Genomic DNA, 21,230 nt, shown 5'->3' on the forward strand with positions numbered 1-21,230 from the left:
AGAAGGTTGTGTGGTAACTTCCATTCTTCGCGAAGGCCTCGACTTTTTGCTGCATTGGTGACACGCCCGGGATCCGGGGTGTTGAGTTCAGCTGGTTACACCCTTATTTCTGAAGAGCCAGTAATCGTGTAGATAGCAAAAATAGCTGGATAGCTAAAATTTATAAACTACAAGCTGTCAGAAATAGATGTTACAAACCATCCAGTTCCCTCTGAAAGTTTCTAGGGTCACTTAAGGAGCGCTGTTTTTCCGATGACTCGCAACGTTGATTGTGAGGCAGGGGAATCCGCTAGTACTCACCACGAGCGGTAAATGCGTTGTTAAACCGAAACGGTAGTACCTATCTGAAATGACGGGAAGTTCACCTTGAGAGATGAGAAACTAGCCGCGCTTGGTCGCCGGCGGGGCGTGAGAGGGCTTGGTCTGAGCACTGCCGCTGCAGTGATCCTTGGACACTCCCTGCTCGCTGCACCTGCGGCTATGGCAGATTCGCACGGCACTGAGGCAGATTCTGCTGCGCACGGCCATGTCCTGTACGTCAATGGGCTTGCTTTGGATGTTGCAGGAGCCGGATATACGAACTCCGAATATCCTGGCAACCCGGGGCCTAACAATGACCCATTGAATGTTTCCCTTTTGGATGAACTGGTTGAGGTAGACCTTGGAACGGTGAGCCTGCCGTTGCTAACTCCGGAAGCTGGAGGAAACGGACTACTTTACCTTGGGCAGCTAGGCGCTGCATCGAGCCGGAGCCAAGCGGACAACCAAAAGGCATCTGCTTCAGCCGGATTGATTAACGAGGATGGATCCTTAAACGTTGGTTCCTCCGTTGGCGTTGGCTCCAACCCGGCGCAGTTAAATCTTAGCGAGCTCTTGGAACAAGTGCTCGGTAGCGAAATTCGAAATACGGTGCTGAATGAAGCCTCCGTGAAGCTAGGAGCCCTCGGTGCAACGGCTACTCGTGGCGGCGAGACACCGGGTGACGAGTACATCGTGGCCGGACTTGAGATCGATGTCTCCAGTCCCCTAGTCGGCGGTTTAGTTACTTCCGTGAACTCCACACTGAGTGAAGTGTTGACTCCGATTTCGGATTTGATCGGTCCTGATGGCGGAGTTGAGCAGTTGGTAGCATCCGTAGTGTCCGGAATTGGAGCATTGCCACTTGTTAATGCGGAGCTGAATAACCTCTCGCTCGATATCGATCCATTGTTGGATGGAGTGGAAACAACTCTGCTGAGCGAACCGGTGCACAACGGGCAGACTCTCGAAGATGCTTCGGTGGTTGTGGATCTGGATCGTGGGACTATCCATGTGGATCTCGCCGAGATTCTGGCAGAAGCCAAAGGTGTTAACAACCTGAACGAATTCGGTCCTAATACCGAAGTATTGGATGCAGAGACCATCACAGCGATCGTAGATGGTGTGTCAGACGCGCTCCTTGGTAGTGGCGACAACTATCCGGACTCACTAATTAGTAAGGTTGTGTCCCTTGTCGAATCGGGAGTTTACGACCTGGCGTTGAATATTGACATTGAAGCTGACATTTCCATACGGAATCCGATTCCTGCGCTACCCGACTTACATTTGGTCAAGGCGCCGGTTACAGTAGATTCAACCGTTGGCGGATTGCTTGGTCAGGAAGGTCATGCCGACCCGGTAATTGATACAAGCCGAATCACGGTGGCAACGATTCCAGTGGGGACAGTCCTCCAGCCGATTGTCAATCTCCTTACCGGCCTGGTATCAGATATCGGAGGAGTACTTCAACCAGCGGTCAGCGGAGTTCTTGATGAACTACCCACAGCCTTGGGTGATTTGATCCAGCCGCTCGCCGCTGAACTACTTGACGGGGCACTTGAACCGCTATTAGAAGAAGTGATTCAGATCCGTATCAACGAGCAGCCTACCGCAGCTCCGTTAAATCAAGATGGGGATCTCGGCGCTGATAGCTTTACTGTTCGCGCACTCTCCTTTCAGGTACTTCCAAATCTTGTTGACGTAAACCTTCAGTTGGGTTCTGCTACAGCGAAATTCGAGTACGAAGCAGAACTGATAAAAATCACCGCTCCTAAATTGGATGAAGTGCTTGAAACAAGTTCTGTGACAGTTGAAGGATCTGCTGAACCGAACACAGTTTTGACGGTCACTATTTCTGCTGAGGATCAGGAAGACAAGACTGAAGAGGTCACAGTCAACGAGAATGGTGTGTGGGCTGTCACCTTTGAAGACGTTGAACCGGGCACGTACGTAGTTTCAGCAACAGATATAGCCGATGAAACTAACACGGACTCCGTTTCATTTAGTGTCATTGATCCAGGAAACGGTACCGAAGACGGTACCGAGGTTGACGGAGCCGAAGACGGAACCGAAGACGGCACCGAAGTTGAAGGAACCGAAGACGGCACCGAGGTTGAAGGAACCGAAGACGGCACCGAGGTTGACGGAACCGAAGACGGCACCGAGGTTGAAGGAACCGAAGACGGCACCGAGGTTGAAGGAACCGAAGACGGCACCGAGGTTGACGGAACCGAAGACGGCACCGAAGTTGAAGGAACCGAAGACGGCACCGAAGACGGCACCGAGGTTGACGGCACCGAAGACGGAACCGAAGACGGAACCGAAGTTGACGGAACCGAAGACGGCACCGAGGTTGAAGGAACCGAAGACGGCACCGAAGTTGAAGGAACCGAAGACGGCACCGAGGTTGACGGAACCGAAGACGGCACCGAAGTTGAAGGAACCGAAGACGGCACCGAAGACAGCACCGAAGACGGCACCGAGGTTGACGGCACCGAAGACGGCACCGAGGTTGACGGAACCGAAGACGGCACCGAAGACGGCACCGAGGTTGACGGAGCCGAAGACGGCACCGAGGTTGACGGAGCCGAAGACGGCACCGAGGTTGACGGAGCCGAAGACGGCACCGAAGACGGCACCGAGGTTGACGGAACCGAAGACGGCACCGAAGACGGCACCGAGGTTGACGGAACCGAAGACGGCACCGAGGTTGACGGAGCCGAAGACGGTACCGAGGTTGACGGAGCCGAAGACGGTACCGAGGTTGACGGAGCCGAAGACGGTACCGAGGTTGACGGAGCCGAAGACGGTACCGAGGTTGACGGAGCCGAAGACGGCACCGAGGTTGACGGAGCCGAAGACGGCACCGAGGTTGACGGAGCCGAAGACGGCACCGAAGACGGAACCGAAGACGGCACCGAGGTTGACGGAGCCGAAGACGGCACCGAGGTTGACGGAGCCGAAGACGGCACCGAGGTTGACGGAGCCGAAGACGGCACCGAGGTTGACGGAGCCGAAGACGGCACCGAGGTTGACGGAACCGAAGACGGCACCGAAGACGGCACCGAGGTTGACGGAACCGAAGACGGCACCGAAGTTGACGGAACCGAAGACGGCACCGAAGTTGAAGGAACCGAAGACAGCACCGAAGACGGCACCGAAGTTGACGGAACCGAAGTTGACGGAACCGAAGACGGCACCGAAGTTGACGGTACCGAGGTTGACGGTACCGAGGTTGACGGAGCCGAAGACGGTACCGAGGTTGACGGAGCCGAAGACGGAACCGAAGACGGCACCGAAGACGGTACCGAGGTTGAGGGCACCGAAGACGGCACCGAGGTTGACGGAACCAAGACCGATGGTAAGGATGGCCTGGTCAACACTGGTACATCCGGAACTTTGATGCTCGGTGGGCTGGCAGTGCTTCTTGCACTGGCAGGTGCCGGAATCATGTTCGGACGACGCAAGAAGGCCTAGCGCTCTGAGTCTTGCGAATTAGGTGAGCCGGGTTGCCCTATGAAGGCAATCCGGCTCATCGTCCTTTATTTCCCAATACAACGGTGAACTGGCAAAACTAAAAACTGAGACCCCGTACGGCTACCCTTGGGAGTACCACGGAAGAGCTTTGGTTAGTTCAAATCTAGGATCGAAGACGAGGCATGAACGAAGAGAACCAGACTGCAGGACCAGTAGAACGGCGTAGTCTTAAGAAAAGACGTCCTGTGTGGTTACGCGTCATAGCGCTCGTTTGTACCTTGCTCACTGCCTGGCACATTTTTGCAACATTCTTGTGGGTGGCCCCCAACAGTGCCTTGCGGGAAGCTGTTCCAGGAAACGTGCTAAAGACTTACATGTCGACAACCTTCAACCAGAATTGGTCAGTTTTTGCGCCAAAACCTATCGATTCGGATAGCTCGTTTTGGGTTCGAGCAGTAGTAGAAGGACCTGATGGTGCGGCCCGTACCGAATGGGTCGAGACCGTTCGCCGCGAGATGGACCTTATCCACCATAATCCGTTTCCAGCAAGGGCGGCGGTGGCCAGTCATCAGCTGGCCTCCAAGTATCGCAGTGCCTTTAACGGTTTGAGCAAGAAACAGAAGGACATGGTGGGACATCACTACTACAAGGGCGTGGACTGGACGGAGCGACTGGGCGAGGCATTTAACGATGCAGCTTCCGAATTAGGTGGTTCCAAGAGCAGGACCGCAACCTTCCTCGCCATGGAGGAACGCGCAGGAGCATATGCCACTCAGGTAGCTCGTGCTATGTGGGGCGAAAATGTACGGTCGATTCAGTACCGGGTGGGGCGCCAAGGAATGATTCCCTTCAATCGGCGTAATGATCCGGATGCTGAACGACCCGAGCCGACCTATATCAGTACCGGTTGGCGTGGCACAACATTGATGCCAGGGCAGAACGAGGAGAAGTTTTCAGAAATATTTCTGTCGTTCGAAGAGGTAGAAAAACGATGAAGTCTTCCTTGCTCCAAGTTTTCGCGTCCCTGAAGCTCATCTTGATTGCTTTCTGGAAGGAAACCCCGGTCTACGTCATTGGCGCCTTGCGTTCAGCTGTCTCAACCATCGAAGTCTGGCTCTATGACACGAAACATGCATCTTATGGAATTGCCGTAACACGCATCATCTTCGCTTGTGCAGCGTTGGGGATATTGCTCACGAACTTTTCAACCCGGCACTACACCTATGGCAGTGCTGCGGCATGGTCAGGCCACCTCGAAACGCAATACGGTATTTACAACGACATCGCAATTTTCCAGATCTTCCAGAATCTTGCCGTTAACGACGTATTAGTGACCGTGTATTTTCTAGTCACAATGCTCCTGGCTGTCGGACTCCTGGTCGGCTATCGCGGCCGAATCGTACTTCCAGTTTTCCTGTTATTTTGGATCAACCTCATAGAGGCTCCGTATTTTGGGGGGGACCAGGGCGATAGTGCCCTTCGGATTTCGCTGATCCTGATGCTGTTTACCGATCATTCGGGTCGACTGTCATTCGATGCCAAGCGCCGTGCCAAAGTAACGGAGAAACCTCAACCAATAGTTGTCAAACTCTATTTCGGAAATCGGGTTTTGCCGGCACAACTGACGAACCTGCTACACAATCTTGCGATCGTGGCGTTGGCATGCCAGATCAGCATTATCTATGTCTCGGGAGCTCTGTTCAAAGCTGGAGGTGCCCCTTGGAAAGACGGCAGCGCAATCTACGGGCCACTGAGCATGATGCGGTACAGTCCATGGCCGGAAATCAACGATTTGATTACCGTCTCGGCAGTTGTTGTGGCCATAGGCAGCATCGGTTCGGTGGTGCTGCAGGTCATCTTCCCAGGAGCGTTGCTCTTCCGTTGGACACGGATCCCGATCTTGTTCGCCATGGTTTCGTTCCATCTGGGTATTGCTGTACTGATGGGATTACCGTGGTTCTCGCTGTCCATGATTGCCATCGATGCCATCTTTGTTCGAGATGTCACCTGGTTGCGCCTTATTGGCTGGTTCAAGCGTGCAGCCAGCGGACGTCCTGCCGCGGGAGAAACGGCAACCAAACATGTTGAGGAATCTATAGATGAGCGGGAAAAGGCCTTAGTGTAGAGGCAGATATAGACAAGGGCGGATCCCCATCTATCATATAGATGGGGATCCGCCCTTTGCCTGGGGTTACTCGCTGATGTAGTAAAGCCGCTTGTTCACGAACTCGTCCATGCCCAGCGGGCCGAGTTCACGGCCGAAGCCGGAACGCTTCACGCCGCCGAAAGGCATTTCGGCGCTTTCGGCACTGGCGGCGTTCACGCTCGCCATGCCCGACTGCAGCCCCATGGCGACCTTCTCGGCACGCTGCACGTCCTCGGAGTGCACCGAACCGCCGAGGCCGTAGACGGTGTCATTGGCCAATGCCAGGGCCTCGTCGTCATCAGAGACCTTGTAGACCACTGCCACCGGGCCGAAGAGTTCCTCGTAGTAGGCGCGCATCTCCTTGGTGACACCGGTGAGTACGGCCGGGGAGTAGTAGGCCGCAGGGCCTTCATGCAGTACGCCGCCGGCATGCAGGGTTGCACCCTTGGCCACGGCATCCTGGACCTGTGCGTGCAGGTCTTCCGCGGCCTTGCGCGAAGACATCGGTGCGAATGTTCCGGCTTCTTCTTTCAGCGGGTCGCCCGGTTGCAGGCCCTCGGCACGTTTGGTCAGCTCGGCGACGAACTCGTCGTAGATATCTTCCATGACGATCATGCGCTTGTTCGAGTTGCAGGCCTGGCCGGTGTTGTCGATGCGGAAACCCCACGCGGTTTCGGCGATCCCGGCGATATCCTGCGAGTCGAGGACAACGAAGGGATCGGAGCCTCCCAACTCCAGGACGGCCTTCTTCAAATTGCGTCCGGCCTGTTCACCGATGATCGCGCCGGCGCGTTCCGAACCGGTCAGTGAGACCCCCTGGATGCGCGGATCCTCGATAATGGTGGAGATCTGATCATGGGTGGCGAACAAATTGTTGTATACGCCGGTCGGGACTCCGGCCTGGTCGAAGATTTCCTGGATCGCCAGGGCCGAACGCGGGCAGGATTCGGCATGTTTCAGGATGATCGTGTTGCCCAGCATGAGGTTGGGGGCCGCGAAGCGCGCGACCTGGTAGAGCGGGAAATTCCACGGCATGATCCCCAGCAATGGGCCTATCGGACGCTTCTGCACTACGGCCTTGCCACCGGAGAGCGACTTGATTTCCTGGTCGGCCGCCAGTGTCGGGCCCTCGGTGGCGAAGTACTCGAAGATGTCCTTGCAGAACTCTGCCTCGCCCACGGCCTCGGAGAGGGGCTTGCCCATTTCCGTGGTCATGATCCGGCCCAGTTCATCGGCGCGTTCGGCGAAAATCTCGGCGATCCGGTTGACGATCACGGCACGATCGGCAATATCCGTTTGGCTCCAGGTCTCGTAGGACGTTTGGGCCGCGTCCAGTGCCTGCTGAACCTCGTCATCGGTGGCAACCGGGAATTCCTCGACGATCTGGCCGGTGGCAGGGTTTAGAACCTTGTAGGTTTGGGCACTCATTATCGCTCCTGTTGACGTGTGCAAAGACGTGTTTGATGCTCCCCATGACTCGTCACCCAGTCGATGTTACCGACCATCTGTGAAGCAAGTCACGATACGCTTCTCTGAGCATATCGTCAGTGAACGAATATAGCCACTGCGTATTCGATAGAAATCGATGCAATATGCTTCGGAAATCGTTTTATGATCGAGGATGGGCAGGGGCTGGTAGGGCAAAGCCGCACCAGCCCCTGATCGACGAGCGGCGTGTTCAGCTGATTGCCGAGGATTTCCACCAGTCGATTCCGGCATCCCCCTGGGTGATCGTGGCGATCTGTTCCAATTCCTCGGAGGTGAAATCGGTGTTGCGCAATGCCCCGAGGTTCTCATCGAGCTGCGCAGTGGACGAGGCGCCGATCAGGACCGAGGTTGCTGCCCCGTCACGTAGCAGCCAGGCGATCGCCAGCTGGGCCAGTGACTGGCCGCGCGTGTTCGCCAGGTCGTTGAGCTTCCGGATCTTGTCCAGGTTCTCGGTGCTGAGCTGGTCCTGCAGTGAGCGGCGTCCGCCTGAGCGTTCAACCTCGGTGGTGTCCAGGTACTTGTCGGTCAACAGCCCCTGGGCAAGCGGGGTAAACGCAATGGAGCCCATCTGTTCCTGTTCCAGGGTTTGCAACAGGCCATGCTCAACCCAGGGGTTGAGCATGTTGTACGACGGCTGGTGGATCACCAGCGGGGTTCCCAGGTCCTTGGCAATGGTCGAGGCCTGAGCGGTGCGTTCCGCTGAATAGGAGGAGATTCCCACATAGAGCGCCTTGCCCTGGCGGACCAGGGTATCGAGGGCACCGATGGTTTCCTCCAGCGGGGTTTTGGGGTCAAAGCGGTGTGAATAGAAGATATCCACGTAGTCCAGGCCCATGCGCTGCAATGAGGCGTCGGCGGAGGCCATCAGGTATTTGCGGGAGCCCAGGGTGCCGAACGGGCCGGACCACATGTCCCAGCCTGCCTTGGACGAAATGACCAGCTCGTCGCGGTAGGGGCGGAAATCGCCGCGCAGCATGCGCCCGAAGTTCTCCTCGGCGGAGCCGGCGGGAGGGCCGTAGTTGTTGGCCAGATCGAAGTGGTTGATTCCCCGGTCGAATGCGTGGCGCAGGATTTCACGCTGGCTATCGAATGTGCGGTTGTCCCCGAAGTTCCACCACAGTCCCAATGAAATCGGCGGAAGGAGCAACCCGGAGGCCCCAACACGACGATAGCCGAACTGTTCGTAGCGATCCTCCGCGGCGGCCCACGGTCGATGTGTGTCTGCGGTAGGGCTGAAGCGTTCGTACTCCACTATGCACCTTTCTCTAATCGATGGCGGTTGCCATGGCACAGCTCCAAGCCTAGGTCACCGGGTATCGATTCAGGATCTTTGATGCCGGGTTTGGGAACGTGACGTCATGAAGCAGTGGACACGAAAAACCGACCCGGGCGGTCAAGGAGGTAACGCCGCGCCGGATCGGTTTTTCTTGGATCACTCGCACCTTGAGAAGGTATAAACCACTCTAGGAACGGATCCTTGAAATTAGCTGTGTGTCCCGTGAATGGCAGCAAGGAAACGAATGTCAGTAGTTCGATGGAGGATCCGATGCAGGGAAGGACTCGTCTTCCCATTCCTCGACCAGTTCCTCATCATGGTCGTGCTGCTCTTCTTCCTTGCTCTTCTTCTGCTGCGGTTCCTGGGTCATGACCTGTCCTTCCGTTACGGCACCAAACAGTCGGCGGATCCCGGGGATCTACCTTCAGTGTTCTCCTTATGGTGCGAATTGTCGAGGGCTGGGAACGCCGGTGAGGGGAAACCAATATGGGAGCTTAACGAGCAAGCGCCGGGTTGTGCTTCCAAGAGGAGGGGAAACACAACCCGGCGCTCATGATCATCACTCGCACCTTCATTGAGGTAGTCCCAGCCTAGGAACCGTTTCTAGGTGCCCGCTGTGCGACCGCGCTGAACCAGTTAAGAATTACGCCGTGGACCGGCGGTGGGCTTTAATCGAGGGTATGCCCAGCGTTACTAATCCCGCCGACGGAACCGAAATCTTCTTCGACGACGACAGAGCGGACGGAGAGGCCATCATCTTCCTTCATGGTTCGGCCCTCTCACGGTCGATTTGGCGCGGACTGGGCTATACCAAGGCCCTGGGCCAGGGCCGCCGAACCATCCGCATCGACCTTCGCGGGCATGGGAAATCGGATAAGCCACATGACAGTGACAGTTACACCCTGACCCTGATCACCGGTGACGTGTTGGCAGTCATGGATCACCTGGACTTGGAGCGGGCGCATTTCGTCGGCTATTCCTTCGGCAGCCGCACCGCGTTGTCCATCGCGCTGAACGCCCCCGAGAGGGTATTGAGCCTGAGTATGCTCGGAGGCACCTACGCGATCGAATCCGGTGAGATCGACAACCTGTTCTTCGACGGATATCTGCAGGTCCTACGCGCAGGGGACATCGAGGGTTTTGTCACCGGACAGGAAACCGGCGGACGGCTGGATCCGGCTACCCGCATGGCCTTCCTCTCCAATGACCCACTGGCCCTGGCCGCGTACTTCGAATCCGCCGAAACCCAGCAGAATATCGAACTGCAACAGTTGCGGGAACTGCAGGTTCCCACATTGTTGTTGATCGGCACCCGGGACCAGCCGCGCTTCGAGCACAACAAGGTCATGGCCCGCACCATGCCCAACGCCCGGATGGTCCCCCTGGTGGGACGCACCCACGGCGGAACCCTGTACCCGATCGAACCGGTGGTCGAGGCGATCGGTGACCTGTTGGAACGCGCCCGGTCATGAGTAATCCAGGGCAGGAATTCGACCTGGAACGGATATCCTCCGGGCTGGCTTTTGGCCCGGCCCACCAGCAGGTCCAGCAGAACCTTGGCCAGGGGCTGGAACTGCCGCAAGTGATCGAGGCTCCACCGGGCTCCGGAAAGACCACCATTGTGCCCCCGGCAGTGGCCAACGCGCTGGCGGCCCAGGGGTTGCACGGTCGCATCATCGTCACCCAGCCGCGCCGTATGGCCGCCCGCGCCGCCGCACGCAGGCTGGCATCGTTGGACAAAACCTCCGTGGGGGAGCGCATCGGGTTCTCGGTTCGGGGCGAGCAGGCGACCAGCCAGGCAACTCGCATCGAATTCGTTACGGCCGGACTGCTGCTACGCCGCCTACTGAATGACCCGGATCTTCCGGCGGTATCGGCGGTGATCGTTGACGAGGTCCATGAGCGGTCCATCGAAACCGACCTGGTGCTGGCGATGCTGAACCAGGTCAGCCAACTGCGCGAGGATTTCGCCCTGCTGGTCATGAGCGCGACACTGCATGCCCGGGAGTTGGCCGACTACCTGGCCCGGGACATCCCGGCACGGATCATCAGCGGTTCCGGGATCCAGCATCCGGTCACCGAGGAATTCGCCCCGTTCACAGCCACCCGCAACGGCGAGCACGGGCTGGAGCGGGACTACCTGCGCCATATCGCGCAGACCGCCGTGCGGCACACCCGCGCGAACACGGCCGACGGGGTCGTGCACGACACCCTGGTCTTCGTACCCGGCGCCGGGGAGGTGGACCGGGTCTGCGAAATGATCGGTGCCGATGGCCGGTTCCGGGCCTACCCGCTACATGCCCGCATCCCCGCTTGGGAACAGGACCTGGCCCTGGGCCAGCCGAAGGAGGATGAACCGCCCCGGATCATCGTGGCCACCTCCGTCGCTGAGTCCTCGTTGACCGTTCCCCGGGTGAACCTGGTCATCGATTCCGGTTACGCCCGTGAACCACGCCGGGATGCGGTGCGCGGAATGAGCGGACTGGTGACCGTGGTGGCCAGCCGGGCCTCGGCCACCCAGCGTGCCGGCCGCGCCGGACGCCTGGGCCCGGGCAAGGTGGTCCGCACCCTGGACGCACGGTCGTACGCCGCGGCCGCCGCATTCATCACCCCGGAGATTGCCACGGCCGATCTGGTGCAGACGGCGTTGTACCTGGCCGCCTGGGGGACTCCACGGGCCGACGGATTGCAGCTATGGCAGTCACCGCCACCTGCCGCCATGGACGATGCCGAGCAGGTACTACGGGTTCTCGGGGCGATTGGCCCATCCGGGCAGCTGACCGCCGCCGGCCGGGCGTTGGTGCAGATCCCGGCGGATCCCCGCATCGGGCGGGCGCTGCTGGAAGGGGCCCGCCGCTTCGGCACCCGGGCCTCGGCCGAAGTGGTGGCACTGCTCTCCAGCGCCGAACGGGCCAACGCCGCCGATGCCGCGGACCTGCTGCGCCGGTTGCGCTCCAGGGCCCATCCCGGGCATCAATCCTGGGCCAATGAACGCCGGCGCTATGAACGGCTGGCTAGCACCGTGGCGCCTGCACGGCAGGACACGGAGCAGGCCCTGGCCGGGGTGATGGCCCTGGCCTACCCGCAGTGGGTGGGATACCGGGTCGCGCCCGATGAATACCTGCTGGCCTCGGGGACCCGGGCGACACTTCCCCGCGACAGCACTCTGGGCCACCACGAATTCCTGGCCATCGGGGATGTGGGAAGGACGGGTCACCGCGCGGTGATCCGGCTGGCGGCCGGCATCGACCGGCAGGTGGTGTTGGAGTTGTTGCCGGAATTGCATGAGCTCAGTGAACGGGCGGACTTCCGCGAGGGCAAGGTCAGTGCCCGACGCGTGGAAACCCTGGGCGCCATCGAGCTGGCCTCGACGCCGATCAGGGCCGATGCCGCGTTATCCCGGCAGGCGGTACACGACGCCCTGGAACGCGAGGGATTGCGGATCTTCGGCAGCCAGCCGGGCTTCGGGCAACTGCGGGCCCGGCTGGCCCTGGCCCATCGCGAACTGGGCGCACCGTTTACGGCCATGGACGAGGCCTGCCTCATCGCATCCAGCGGACAGTGGCTCGATGCCGAACTCCGGGCCCTGGCCGAGGGGAAACGGGCCGAGAAGATCGACCTGGCTGCGGCGTTGCGCCGGCTGATCCCGTGGCAGCACGCCCACGACTTCGACACCCTGGTGCCCGAACGCCTCCAGGTTCCCAGCGGCTCGCGGATCCGGATCCGCTATCCCGAGGTCTGCGAGGAATCCGGCCGTGTGGTGGTGGCGGTCAAACTCCAGGAATGTTTCGGTCTGGCCGAGTCTCCCCGGTTGCTCGGCGGGCGGGTGCCGGTGCAGTTCCACCTGCTCTCACCGGCCGGTCGGCCGTTGGCGGTCACCGATGACCTGAACAGTTTCTGGAACGGTCCGTATACGCAGGTGCGCTCGGAAATGCGTGGGCGCTACCCCAAGCACCCCTGGCCGGAGAACCCGTGGGAACATGTGGCGACCGCAAAAACCACGAAGCGCCTGGGCTGAACCAGCGAACCGGCCAGCGCGCTTGAGTACGCGGGCCGGTTCGGTGCCAAGCCGTCCGCAGATCAGGCGAAGGCCGAATGCCCGGTGATGGCCCGGCCCATGATCAGGGCCTGGACGGTTTCGGTGCCCTCGTAGGTATGCAGGGCCTCCATATCCGCGAAGTGCCGGGCCACCCGGTTATTGGTCAGGATCCCGTTTCCGCCGAGCAGGTCGCGGGCATTGGCCGCGATCGAGCGCGCGGTGCGGGTGGCGGTGTACTTGGCCAGCGAGGCCGCCGGACCGGTGAGTTTGCCGGCCATATCGCGGCGGGTGGACTGCACCGCCAGCAACTGGATGGTGGCCAGCTCGGACTGCATGCGGGCCAGGCGTTCCTGCACGATCTGCGAGGCGGCCAGCGGGCGGCCGAACTGGACCCGTTGTTTGGCATACTGCACGGCCGACTCGTAGCAGGCGGTGGCATGGCCTACTGCGGCCCAGGCGACTCCGAGCCGGGTGGCAAACAGGACCCCGGCGGTGTCCTTGAAGCTGTTCGCCCCGGGCAGCACCATTGAATCGGGGACGAAGACATTGTCCATACGGATGTGCGCCTGCCAGATGGCGCGCAAGGACAGCTTGTTCACGATGGTGGTGCCCACGTAGCCCTCGGACGCCTGGTCCACCAGCAAGCCGCGGACGTTGCCTTGCTCATCGCGGGCCCAGACAACGCTGATGCCGCCGATGGAGCCATTGCCGATCCACTTCTTCTCCCCGCTGACCAGGTAGCCGCCCTCGACACGGATGGCCCGGGTTTCCAGACCCACCGAGTCCGACCCGTGGGTGGGCTCGGTCAGGGCGAAGGCACCGGGTAGCTCGCCGCGTATCATCGGGACCGCGTACTGCTGGATCTGTTCGGCATTGCCGCACTTCAGGATGGAGCGTACCGCCAGTCCGGCCTGCACCCCGACGATGGTGCCGACCGAGCCATCGGCGCGGTGCAACTCCATATTCACCAGCCCCGCGGCCATGGCGCTCATCGGTGTTGATCCCTCGAGGTTCTGTCCGTCACGCAACAGGTCTGCATCGCCAAGGAGCTTGACCAGATGCAATGGGTAGTCGGCTTTCTCCCAGTACTCATGGGCGATGGGGCGTACCTCATCCAGCGCGAACGTCCTGGCCTTGTCCCACCATGCCCGGTCCTGCTCACCCAGGTCCTCGAAGATCCCGGTGGGATCGACATCGACATCATTGCCCCAGAGCTCGTACTCCGGTTCGGTGACACCGGTGGGGAAGGTGACAGTGGATTCCTGGATCATGGCAGTGGACGCTCCTAGGTCAGGGGGATGCTGGTGCAACCCCAAGCCTAATGGAACTCAGTTTCATGTCAAGATACTCTGTGTCATTTCAGGGGTGTTTCGCGCAGGGCACGGGCCACCTCGTCGAGAACCAGCTGCTGGTCGACCGGTCCATTGATCACCGAGACCACCACCGTGTGGCCTGTGGGCGGTGCGGTGGCGTCGCTGCCGGGAAGCAAGATGTCGCTGAAGCGGTTCAGGAACCGGCGGGCGTCCTCGGCCAGCGCCTCGCGGCTGGTTGCCGTATGGTCGCGCAGCCAGGTCCGCAGGTGGTCGTTGTGGATCGCCACGATCCCGGCGCTGATTCCCAAACGCAGGGCATGCTCCTCCGGGGCGGCGAAAAGACCGCGGGATGTCAGGTAACCGTTGAACGCCCGCTCGAAGCGATGTGTGGAGACCAGCTCGCGATCACGCAACGACGGGACTTCCTGCAGAAGTCGGTGGCGCAGCTCGGCCGCCGGGGGGTTGGCGGTGTACTGGTCGAAAACCACTCCCACCGCGTCGACCAGGGCCTGCAAGGCCGGGGCGGAACTTGTGCCCAGAACCGTTTGCAGGTGGGTGATGATCATTTCCTGGTCGGCGAAGACCATGTTCTCCTTGGACCCGAAGCGGCGGAAGAACGTCGAACGCGAGATCCCGGCCGCGGCCGCCAGCTCGTCGACGCTGGTGGTATCGAAGCCCTGTTCAATCAGCAGTTCAAGGGCGGCAGCAGGTACGGCGGAGGATGAGATCATGATTTTCGAATCTAGCATGGTTCGCCTTTCGACCCGGGGGCGTCCGCCACAGTCCCGGGAAACACGGCACCGAAACTGGGGATCTTCGGTGAGCGCGTGTCTGGTCATTGTGATCCAGGTCTAGGGTGATTAGGCTAAACAGCAGGTGCCTGGCAGTCATTGACTGGGCATGGCCGTAGACAAAGCACTAATGAAGGAAGTGAGTATCTATGGGTATCTCAATTGCAAATGCAGCACTGCGTCTGGTCAGTGGTGCCTTTATCCTCAACAGCGGCATCAATAAATTGCGCCTGGACGAGGAAAGTGCCGCCGGCCTGCAACAACTGGCCACCAACGGGGTACCGCAGCTGGCCTCCCTGGAACCGGCCGCATTCGGCAAGATGGTTTCCGGTGCGGAAATCGGTCTGGGATCGGCCCTGTTGCTTCCACTGATTCCATCACGGCTGGCCGGGCTGGGATTGGCCGCGTTCTCCGGGGTGCTACTGAGCAGCTATCTGCGCACCCCCGGCATGACCGAATCCGATGGGGTGCGCCCCACAGCCGATGGCACCGCCTTGGCCAAGGACATCTGGCTGGCGGGAATCGCCGTCGCGCTGATCTTCGGCCGGCGTTCCTATCGCCAGCAGAAAAAGAAGAACAAGAACTGAATCCCGCTGGCTCAACCGGTGACCGGGCGGTCCCGGAAAGGGCCGTGGGTACGGCGGCTTCGCAAATGCCGGGTCGCCACATCCGAATCATGGACAGACGGAGCCGGTGGGCATGCCAACGCTCTGGCTGCCGCGTCACGGGAACAGCTCACCGACAAGGTTCCTGGATTCACGCTCAAGCCCGATGGCCAGGCCTGACAGCAAACGATGCGCAGAACTCGGGTGGTGTCCTGGAACAGCACACCACCCGGGTTCTGCGCTAACTAGCGTTCGACAGTTGGCGCGTCCTTGGCCGGTGAGCCACGAAAGAAGCAGACCACCACCACTGCGGCCAGGGCGACGAGGCCGGGTAGCAGCAGGGCTTCACCCAGGCCCAGGGAGATCGCCTCGTGGAGGAATTGCGGCAACTCCACCCCGGGGGTGAGCTCACCGGAGATATCGGGCAACTGCTCCACCCCGGGACCGCCCTCCAGGGTGGCAACCTGCGCCGCAATACGCGACTGCATCATCACCGCGATCAGTGCAGAACCCAGTACCGCGCCGATCTGCCGGGTGGTGTTGTATACCCCGGATCCGGCCCCGGCATTGGCCGGACCCAGATCGCGGGTGGCGGTCAGCGACAGTGAGGGCCAAATCAGCGCCGAACCCACACCCTGCACGGCCGAGGGAAGCAACAGGATCCATAGCGGCGTCTGGGCATGCATCAGTAGCGCGTAGGCCACGATGCCTCCGCCGAAAAGCAGGAACCCGGGCACCGCGAAAACCCGTGGGTCATGGCGGGTAACGCTCTTGCCGACCAGTGGGGCGCAGATGGCCGCCACGATCGCCATCGGGGACAGCAACAGGGCCGCCTGGGTGGGGGTGAGCCCGCGTACCGATTGCAGGTAGAAGATCATCGGCAGACTCAAGGTGGTGATGGACAGCCCCATGAAACTGATACCCAGGTTGGCCAACGAGAAGTTGCGGTCCTTGAACAGGCCCAAGGGCACCAGCGGCGCAAGACGGGTGCGGGCCTGCCACCAGATGAACAAAGCCATCAGGAGCACACCGGCAACGATCAGGTGAACCGACCCGATGGGTCCGATGAACGGCTGCCAACCAGTGGAATCACCCTCCTGGATGCCGAAGACCAGGGCGAACATGGCTCCCGCGGAGAGCACCACACCCACCCAGTCGAAGGTCGGCGAATGCACCGGCAGCTTCGGAACCCGGCGCATGACCAGCAGGAAGGTCAGCACGCCGATCGGCAGGTTGATGAAGAAGATCCATTCCCAGCCCAGGGTGTCAACCAGTACTCCGCCGGCAATCGGCCCGATCAGCGAGGCGATCCCCGCCACCGCGCCCCAGACGCCCATGGCCGCACCGCGGTGGGCGTAGGGGAAGAGCCGGGTGATCAGCGTCATCGACTGCGGGGACATCATTGCCGCGCCCAGGCCCTGCAACGCCCGGGCGGCGATCAGGCTGCCGATGCTCGGCGAGAGGCCGCACCACAAGGAGGAGACGGTGAAGACCGCCAGCCCGATGAGGTAGATATTGCGGGGACCGAACCGGTCGCCCAGGCGTCCGGTGACCAGCAGCGGTACCGCGAAGGTGAGCAGGTAGGCGCTGTTCACCCAGATGATCGAGGTCAGATCCGCTTCCAGGGCACCCATGATCGCCGGCATGGCCATCGAGACGATGGTGGTGTCCAACAGGATCATGAAGAAGCCGATGACCAGTGCCCACAGGGCGCGCCAGGCGGCTTTGGAGTCAAATTCGGTGGAAGTCACGAGCCAAGCCTAGTCGCCGGACCCCAAGAAAGATGACAAATGCAACTAATGTGCGTCGAAGCTAACGTTCCCGTCGATCCGGGTCACCACATCCCCGCCGACCCAGACCCCGGCCCCATCGTGTTCCACATGCAGGACCGCCGCACGCCCGACCCTGGTCCCCTGGCGCACGGTATAGCGTTGCGGGGCCAGGGCGGCCTCGATCAGCCACTGGCCGAAGCCGGCATTCAGCGAACCCGTCGCCGGATCCTCCTGGATGGCCTCACTGGGGATGAAGGAGCGGGCCTCGAAATCGGCGGGAGGCTGCAGCACCACCGAACCGAAGCGTTCCTCCGAGCGTTGCAGATCCGAGGCATCCAGCGGGCGCAGTTCCTCGCGGGTGCCGGCCACCCGGGGCAGGACGCTGTCGCGCGGTTGCCAGGAGCCCATCGGGATACTCGCCGAGGTATAGGGGCCGATGACCCCGATTTCCAGACCCTCCAATGCCACCCAGTCCGGCTCGATGCCCAGCACCACATCGGCGTCACGCAACATCAGTCCCACATGGTTCGGCCCGTTCACCAGCCATTGGTGGGCGATCACGTCCCGCGGGTCGATGCCCAGCCCGGCGGTAGCCCATTGCAGGACATCATCCTCCAGTGGGCCGCTGCGGGTCAGGGGCGGGGCCAGGAAGGAAAGCCGCCGGGCGTATTTGGCGCTGGGCTGGCGTTCGATGCGGACCTCGATCAGTCCGGCGGGGCATTGCTGCAGCAACTGATCAGGTACCTGGGGTTCGCCGCCGGCTTCCAACCACGCGTGGGCCGCGCCCAGCGTCGGGTGTCCGGCGAACGGCAGCTCGATGCTGGGAGTGAAGATCCGGATCGCGTAGTCGGCATCCGATTCGGTGGGGGAAATGAAGAAGACGGTTTCCGATTGGTTCATCCAGCGCGCGAAGGCCTGCATCTGGCCGGTGTCCAGCCCATCGGCGTCGAAAACCACGGCCAATCCATTGCCGTTAAAAGTGGTGGGCGCAAAAACATCTACCTGCTGATACGGGAAGGTTCGGCTCATACACTGCATGGTGGCACAAACACGCGCACAGGTCAGCCGGTGTTACGCCCCGAGGCCGAGGATGACACCGACTGACCCGCCGCGGCAGCCGGATCAGTACCAGTAGTGGGCCACGTCAACGACCAGGCGGGAACCCTGCCCCGGTCCGTCCAGGACGAAGGCCCGCATCGGCAGCAGTGCCCGGGTGGACAGGCCCCATTCGGTCTGCCCCTCGAAACTGCCCAGGTAGGCCAGCTGCCTGAAGGTGGAGTAGTTCAGCGTGCGCACCTTGGATCCGGGCAGATAGGTGGGATTGCCCTTGGCATCGTAGGCCGGGGCATGGGCGGTAATCGCCAGCTTGGCCCCGCCGCTGAGGTTGACCTTCTTGCCGCTTCCCGGTTCGTAGAGGTTGTCCACGTATTTCACCGAGTAGCCCACGTTCTTGCCGTTCAGGTCAATCACCAGACGGTCATAGCAGCTGTGGCGTCCGGTGCGGACATCATGAACCGTGGCCGACGAGTACGTCGGGACCGCTTTGGGCAGCGAACCCCAGTACACGGTGGCACAGGCGGTGGCCGGCGACGCGGCCGGAACCGTGGAGGCCGTGGCCGCGGGGGCCATGGCCAAGAGACCTGATGCGAGTATCGCTGCGGTTAATCCGAGCTTCTTGTGGCGCATTGCCCTCACCGGCTTTCCTTATTGCATATACGCCGGGCGCTGGTTCAGCGACCCTCTACCAGTAGAGACCCGCCTGGGGCCAGAAGCAAGGGGCCAGCGCAATCGGGATATAAACGCAACGGCATTGATACTCGCGGTGCGGGGAAAATTCACATTCGGCATGCACCGGTGTGCTGCCCAGCTGCCGTAAAGCCGACTATGACATGCTATAAGCATGCTCATGAGTCCCACCGAACCGATCGAAGAGACCGTTTCCGAGGTCGTTGAAGCCTCCAATTTCCTACCCGAATCGTTGCGATTCTGGGCCGTGGTCGCGGTCGGGTTACTGCTGGTCGCAGTCCTGACCTTCGTGCTCAGCTTCGTCTTCTCCCGGGTCTTCCGCCACAGCCAGTCGATGCAGCAGGATATCGCCTCCACCAGGCTGCCCTTCTTCGGCGCGCTGGCCTCGGTGGTGGTCAAGAGCACCCTGCTGGCCCTGCACCGCGAACAGGCCGGATACGAGATCTGGCAGTTCATCTGGCTGGTGCTGCTGGTCATGTTCGTCACCTGGTTCCTGATCAGGCTGGCCAAGGCGGTCGAGAACTTCATGCTCGAACGGCTGGAGAAGAAGTTCGGCAACGGGCGGAAACTGGCCAAGGTGCAAACCCAGATGGGGTTGCTGCGCCGGGTCATCGCCGCGATCCTGATCGTGATCGCCATTGCAGCGATCTTGCTGACCATCGAACAGGTCAGGGCCCTGGGCGCCGGTATCCTGGCCTCCGCGGGCCTGCTTTCGGTGGTGGTCGGCCTGGCCATCCAGACCCCGCTGGCCAATGTCTTCGCCGGGATGCAGGTGGCTTTCACCGACGCCATCCGGGTGGGGGACATCATCGTGGTGGAGGACGAGCGTGGCACCGTGGAGGAAATCACGCTCAGCTATGTGGTGGTGCTGCTGCTCAACGGCCGGCGCATGATCCTGCCCTCGACCTACTTCACCACCACGCCGTTCGAGAACTGGTCGCGGCGTACCACCGAGATCTCCGGGACAGTGGTGCTGGAACTGAAGTGGAACGCCCCGGTGGATTACCTGCGCCGGAGGACCGGTGAGCTGCTCGAATCCTCCGATTTGTGGGATGGACGCAGCAACTCCCTGGTCGTGACCGACGCGGTGGGCGGGCTGCAGACCGTGACCATCTTTTTATCGGCGCGCAATCCCGGGGACCTGTGGGACCTGAGCAATATGGTGCGCGAAAGGCTCCTGCAGGAGCTGTTGGAGGATTATCCCGAATCGTTGCCCGATCCGCGGATCCGTCCCGAAGTGCGCTAACCGTGACGGGGCCAGGAGCTAGAGGCGCAGTGCCGCGGGCCCGTAGTCGTTGAGCTGCTGCTGCCGGGCGGTGGCCCGGCGCAGTTCGGCGACCAGGGCATCGGCCAAATTGATCAGGTCCGCGATCATGGTGTCATCACGTTCCACCCAGCGGAACTGCGGGACGGCCTGCAATGGAACGAAGTTCTCGTGCTGCTCCCAGACGAACAGGGTCTTCTCCGCACCGATGACGTACTGCTGCCACAGGATCTGGCGCAGGTAGTTTTTCGGTACCCGGTTGAAGGGCTTGTTGGTGGTCTTGATCTCGGCCAGCACCGGGGTGCCGTCGGCTGCGAAACCCAAACCGTCGGGGGTGGCCAGGTGGATCGGGTTGTTCCGGGAATGGAAGAGGTGGCTGGAGGGGAAGATGTTGAAATTCTCCTGCACCCAGGCGGCGATCACCGGTTCGCGGCGTCGGCCGTGCTCGGTGTAGGGGTTGCCGGAGAAGCCCGAACCGTGCAGCTTGTCCCAGGCGGCCGAGCGGATGGAGCGTTCGGTGGACAGTTTGGCCACATCGGTGGCGGTGATCCCCTGGGCCCGGGCCCGGAGCCATTCGATTCGGTTCGACGAGTCGGCCAATACACGTTCGAAGCACTCATGCCCAAGACCAGATACAACACTCACCCGACCCATTCTTCCCCATGAACGGGGTGAAAGCGTTCTGCCCGGGGTGTGAGTCGTGTCGGGTCCTACGTCCGGGTGTGGGCGGCAAGTACCGCCAGCAACTGGTCCACAGTGGGAACCGACTCGGCGCGGAACACCGGTTCGCCGCCATCGAGCAACCTGATGACCGGGGTCGAAAGCACCTGCGCGGCCTGCCCCAGCTCCCACCGGGCCACCACATCGATGTGTTCGACCTGCAGCCCGGGCACCAGCTGGCTGACCCGGTCCACCACATGACGGGCACGGACGCACGGGGCGCAAAAGGGTTGGGTGAACAATTGCAGGAGCATGGTGCCTCCAGCATACCGGCGGCTGAGTTCCCGGTGGCGCGA

General features: G+C 61.1%; 17 protein-coding genes. 7 read left to right on the forward strand and 10 right to left on the reverse strand.

Going from position 1 to position 21,230, the window contains the following annotated elements; genetic code table 11:
* Nucleotides 1-366 precede the first annotated feature (366 nt).
* The 3 genes from OK351_RS16840 to OK351_RS16850 all read left to right on the forward strand — a co-directional run bounded on the left by OK351_RS16840 (nt 367) and on the right by OK351_RS16850 (nt 5,899).
* Nucleotides 367-3,774 (forward strand): choice-of-anchor G family protein, encoded by a 3,408-nt coding sequence (locus OK351_RS16840; protein WP_265161382.1) that lies wholly within the window; start codon nt 367-369, stop codon nt 3,772-3,774.
* 182 nt (nt 3,775-3,956) lie between these two features.
* A complete protein-coding gene (locus OK351_RS16845; RefSeq protein ID WP_265161384.1) occupies nt 3,957-4,769 on the forward strand; it encodes a DUF5819 family protein in 813 nt (270 codons plus the stop codon).
* Nucleotides 4,766-5,899, forward strand: a complete 1,134-nt coding sequence (locus OK351_RS16850; RefSeq protein WP_265161386.1) for an HTTM domain-containing protein — start codon at nt 4,766-4,768, stop codon at nt 5,897-5,899. The genes OK351_RS16845 and OK351_RS16850 overlap by 4 nt, the downstream gene beginning before the upstream one ends.
* Nucleotides 5,900-5,965: 66 nt before the next feature.
* On the opposite strand, the gene OK351_RS16855 is transcribed toward OK351_RS16850, so the two are convergent.
* From OK351_RS16855 to OK351_RS16865, 3 genes are all read right to left on the reverse strand, one after another.
* The gene (locus OK351_RS16855) at nt 5,966-7,348 is read right to left on the reverse strand and encodes an NAD-dependent succinate-semialdehyde dehydrogenase (protein ID WP_265161388.1); all 1,383 of its coding nucleotides are present in this window, start codon (nt 7,346-7,348) and stop codon (nt 5,966-5,968) included.
* Between the two features lie 250 nt (nt 7,349-7,598).
* On the reverse strand, nt 7,599-8,663 hold the full coding sequence (mgrA, locus tag OK351_RS16860) for an L-glyceraldehyde 3-phosphate reductase (RefSeq protein WP_306349499.1): 1,065 nt from the start codon (nt 8,661-8,663) through the stop codon (nt 7,599-7,601).
* Between the two features lie 268 nt (nt 8,664-8,931).
* Nucleotides 8,932-9,054, reverse strand: a complete 123-nt coding sequence (locus tag OK351_RS16865; RefSeq protein WP_265161392.1) for a hypothetical protein — start codon at nt 9,052-9,054, stop codon at nt 8,932-8,934.
* Between the two features lie 310 nt (nt 9,055-9,364).
* Here OK351_RS16865 and OK351_RS16870 point away from each other — a divergent pair, with 310 nt between their 5' ends.
* Together OK351_RS16870 and hrpB are read left to right on the forward strand one after the other, a co-directional pair.
* Nucleotides 9,365-10,156: an alpha/beta fold hydrolase gene (locus OK351_RS16870; protein ID WP_265161394.1), complete on the forward strand. Its 792-nt coding sequence runs from the start codon at nt 9,365-9,367 to the stop codon at nt 10,154-10,156.
* Entirely contained in the window at nt 10,153-12,702 is a 2,550-nt protein-coding gene (gene hrpB / locus OK351_RS16875) for an ATP-dependent helicase HrpB (RefSeq protein ID WP_265161396.1), read from the forward strand. Before OK351_RS16870 ends, hrpB begins: the two co-directional genes overlap by 4 nt.
* 62 nt (nt 12,703-12,764) lie before the next feature.
* Here the strand turns inward: hrpB and OK351_RS16880 are convergent, their stop codons facing one another.
* Both OK351_RS16880 and OK351_RS16885 read right to left on the reverse strand, forming a co-directional pair.
* A complete protein-coding gene (locus tag OK351_RS16880) occupies nt 12,765-13,994 on the reverse strand; it encodes an acyl-CoA dehydrogenase family protein (RefSeq protein WP_265161398.1) in 1,230 nt (409 codons plus the stop codon).
* Between the two features lie 83 nt (nt 13,995-14,077).
* Nucleotides 14,078-14,785 carry a TetR/AcrR family transcriptional regulator gene (locus OK351_RS16885; RefSeq protein ID WP_265161400.1) on the reverse strand — a complete coding sequence of 236 codons (708 nt, stop codon included), beginning with the start codon at nt 14,783-14,785 and terminating at the stop codon, nt 14,078-14,080.
* A 191-nt stretch (nt 14,786-14,976) separates the two neighbouring features.
* On the opposite strand from OK351_RS16885, the gene OK351_RS16890 reads away from it, so the two are divergent.
* Nucleotides 14,977-15,414: a DoxX family membrane protein gene (locus tag OK351_RS16890; protein ID WP_265161402.1), complete on the forward strand. Its 438-nt coding sequence runs from the start codon at nt 14,977-14,979 to the stop codon at nt 15,412-15,414.
* Between the two features lie 263 nt (nt 15,415-15,677).
* Here OK351_RS16890 and OK351_RS16895 read toward each other — a convergent pair whose 3' ends face one another.
* The 3 genes from OK351_RS16895 to OK351_RS16905 all read right to left on the reverse strand — a co-directional run bounded on the left by OK351_RS16895 (nt 15,678) and on the right by OK351_RS16905 (nt 18,890).
* On the reverse strand, nt 15,678-17,183 hold the full coding sequence (locus OK351_RS16895; protein WP_265161404.1) for a DHA2 family efflux MFS transporter permease subunit: 1,506 nt from the start codon (nt 17,181-17,183) through the stop codon (nt 15,678-15,680).
* Nucleotides 17,184-17,228: 45 nt separating this feature from the next.
* A complete protein-coding gene (locus OK351_RS16900; protein WP_265161406.1) occupies nt 17,229-18,233 on the reverse strand; it encodes a PhzF family phenazine biosynthesis protein in 1,005 nt (334 codons plus the stop codon).
* Nucleotides 18,234-18,326: 93 nt separating this feature from the next.
* Nucleotides 18,327-18,890 carry an AMIN-like domain-containing (lipo)protein gene (locus tag OK351_RS16905; protein WP_265161408.1) on the reverse strand — a complete coding sequence of 188 codons (564 nt, stop codon included), beginning with the start codon at nt 18,888-18,890 and terminating at the stop codon, nt 18,327-18,329.
* Nucleotides 18,891-19,110: 220 nt separating this feature from the next.
* On the opposite strand from OK351_RS16905, the gene OK351_RS16910 reads away from it, so the two are divergent.
* Nucleotides 19,111-20,196: a mechanosensitive ion channel family protein gene (locus OK351_RS16910; RefSeq protein ID WP_265161410.1), complete on the forward strand. Its 1,086-nt coding sequence runs from the start codon at nt 19,111-19,113 to the stop codon at nt 20,194-20,196.
* 18 nt (nt 20,197-20,214) lie between these two features.
* On the opposite strand, the gene OK351_RS16915 is transcribed toward OK351_RS16910, so the two are convergent.
* The gene (locus tag OK351_RS16915) at nt 20,215-20,868 is read right to left on the reverse strand and encodes a YqaJ viral recombinase family protein (RefSeq protein WP_371931486.1); all 654 of its coding nucleotides are present in this window, start codon (nt 20,866-20,868) and stop codon (nt 20,215-20,217) included.
* A gap of 56 nt (nt 20,869-20,924) precedes the next feature.
* Nucleotides 20,925-21,188, reverse strand: a complete 264-nt coding sequence (locus OK351_RS16920; protein WP_265161412.1) for a thioredoxin family protein — start codon at nt 21,186-21,188, stop codon at nt 20,925-20,927.
* Between the last annotated feature and the right edge of the window lie 42 nt (nt 21,189-21,230).

Origin of the sequence: Glutamicibacter sp. MNS18, assembly GCF_026107515.2 — a bacterium.
GTDB lineage: Bacteria > Actinomycetota > Actinomycetes > Actinomycetales > Micrococcaceae > Glutamicibacter.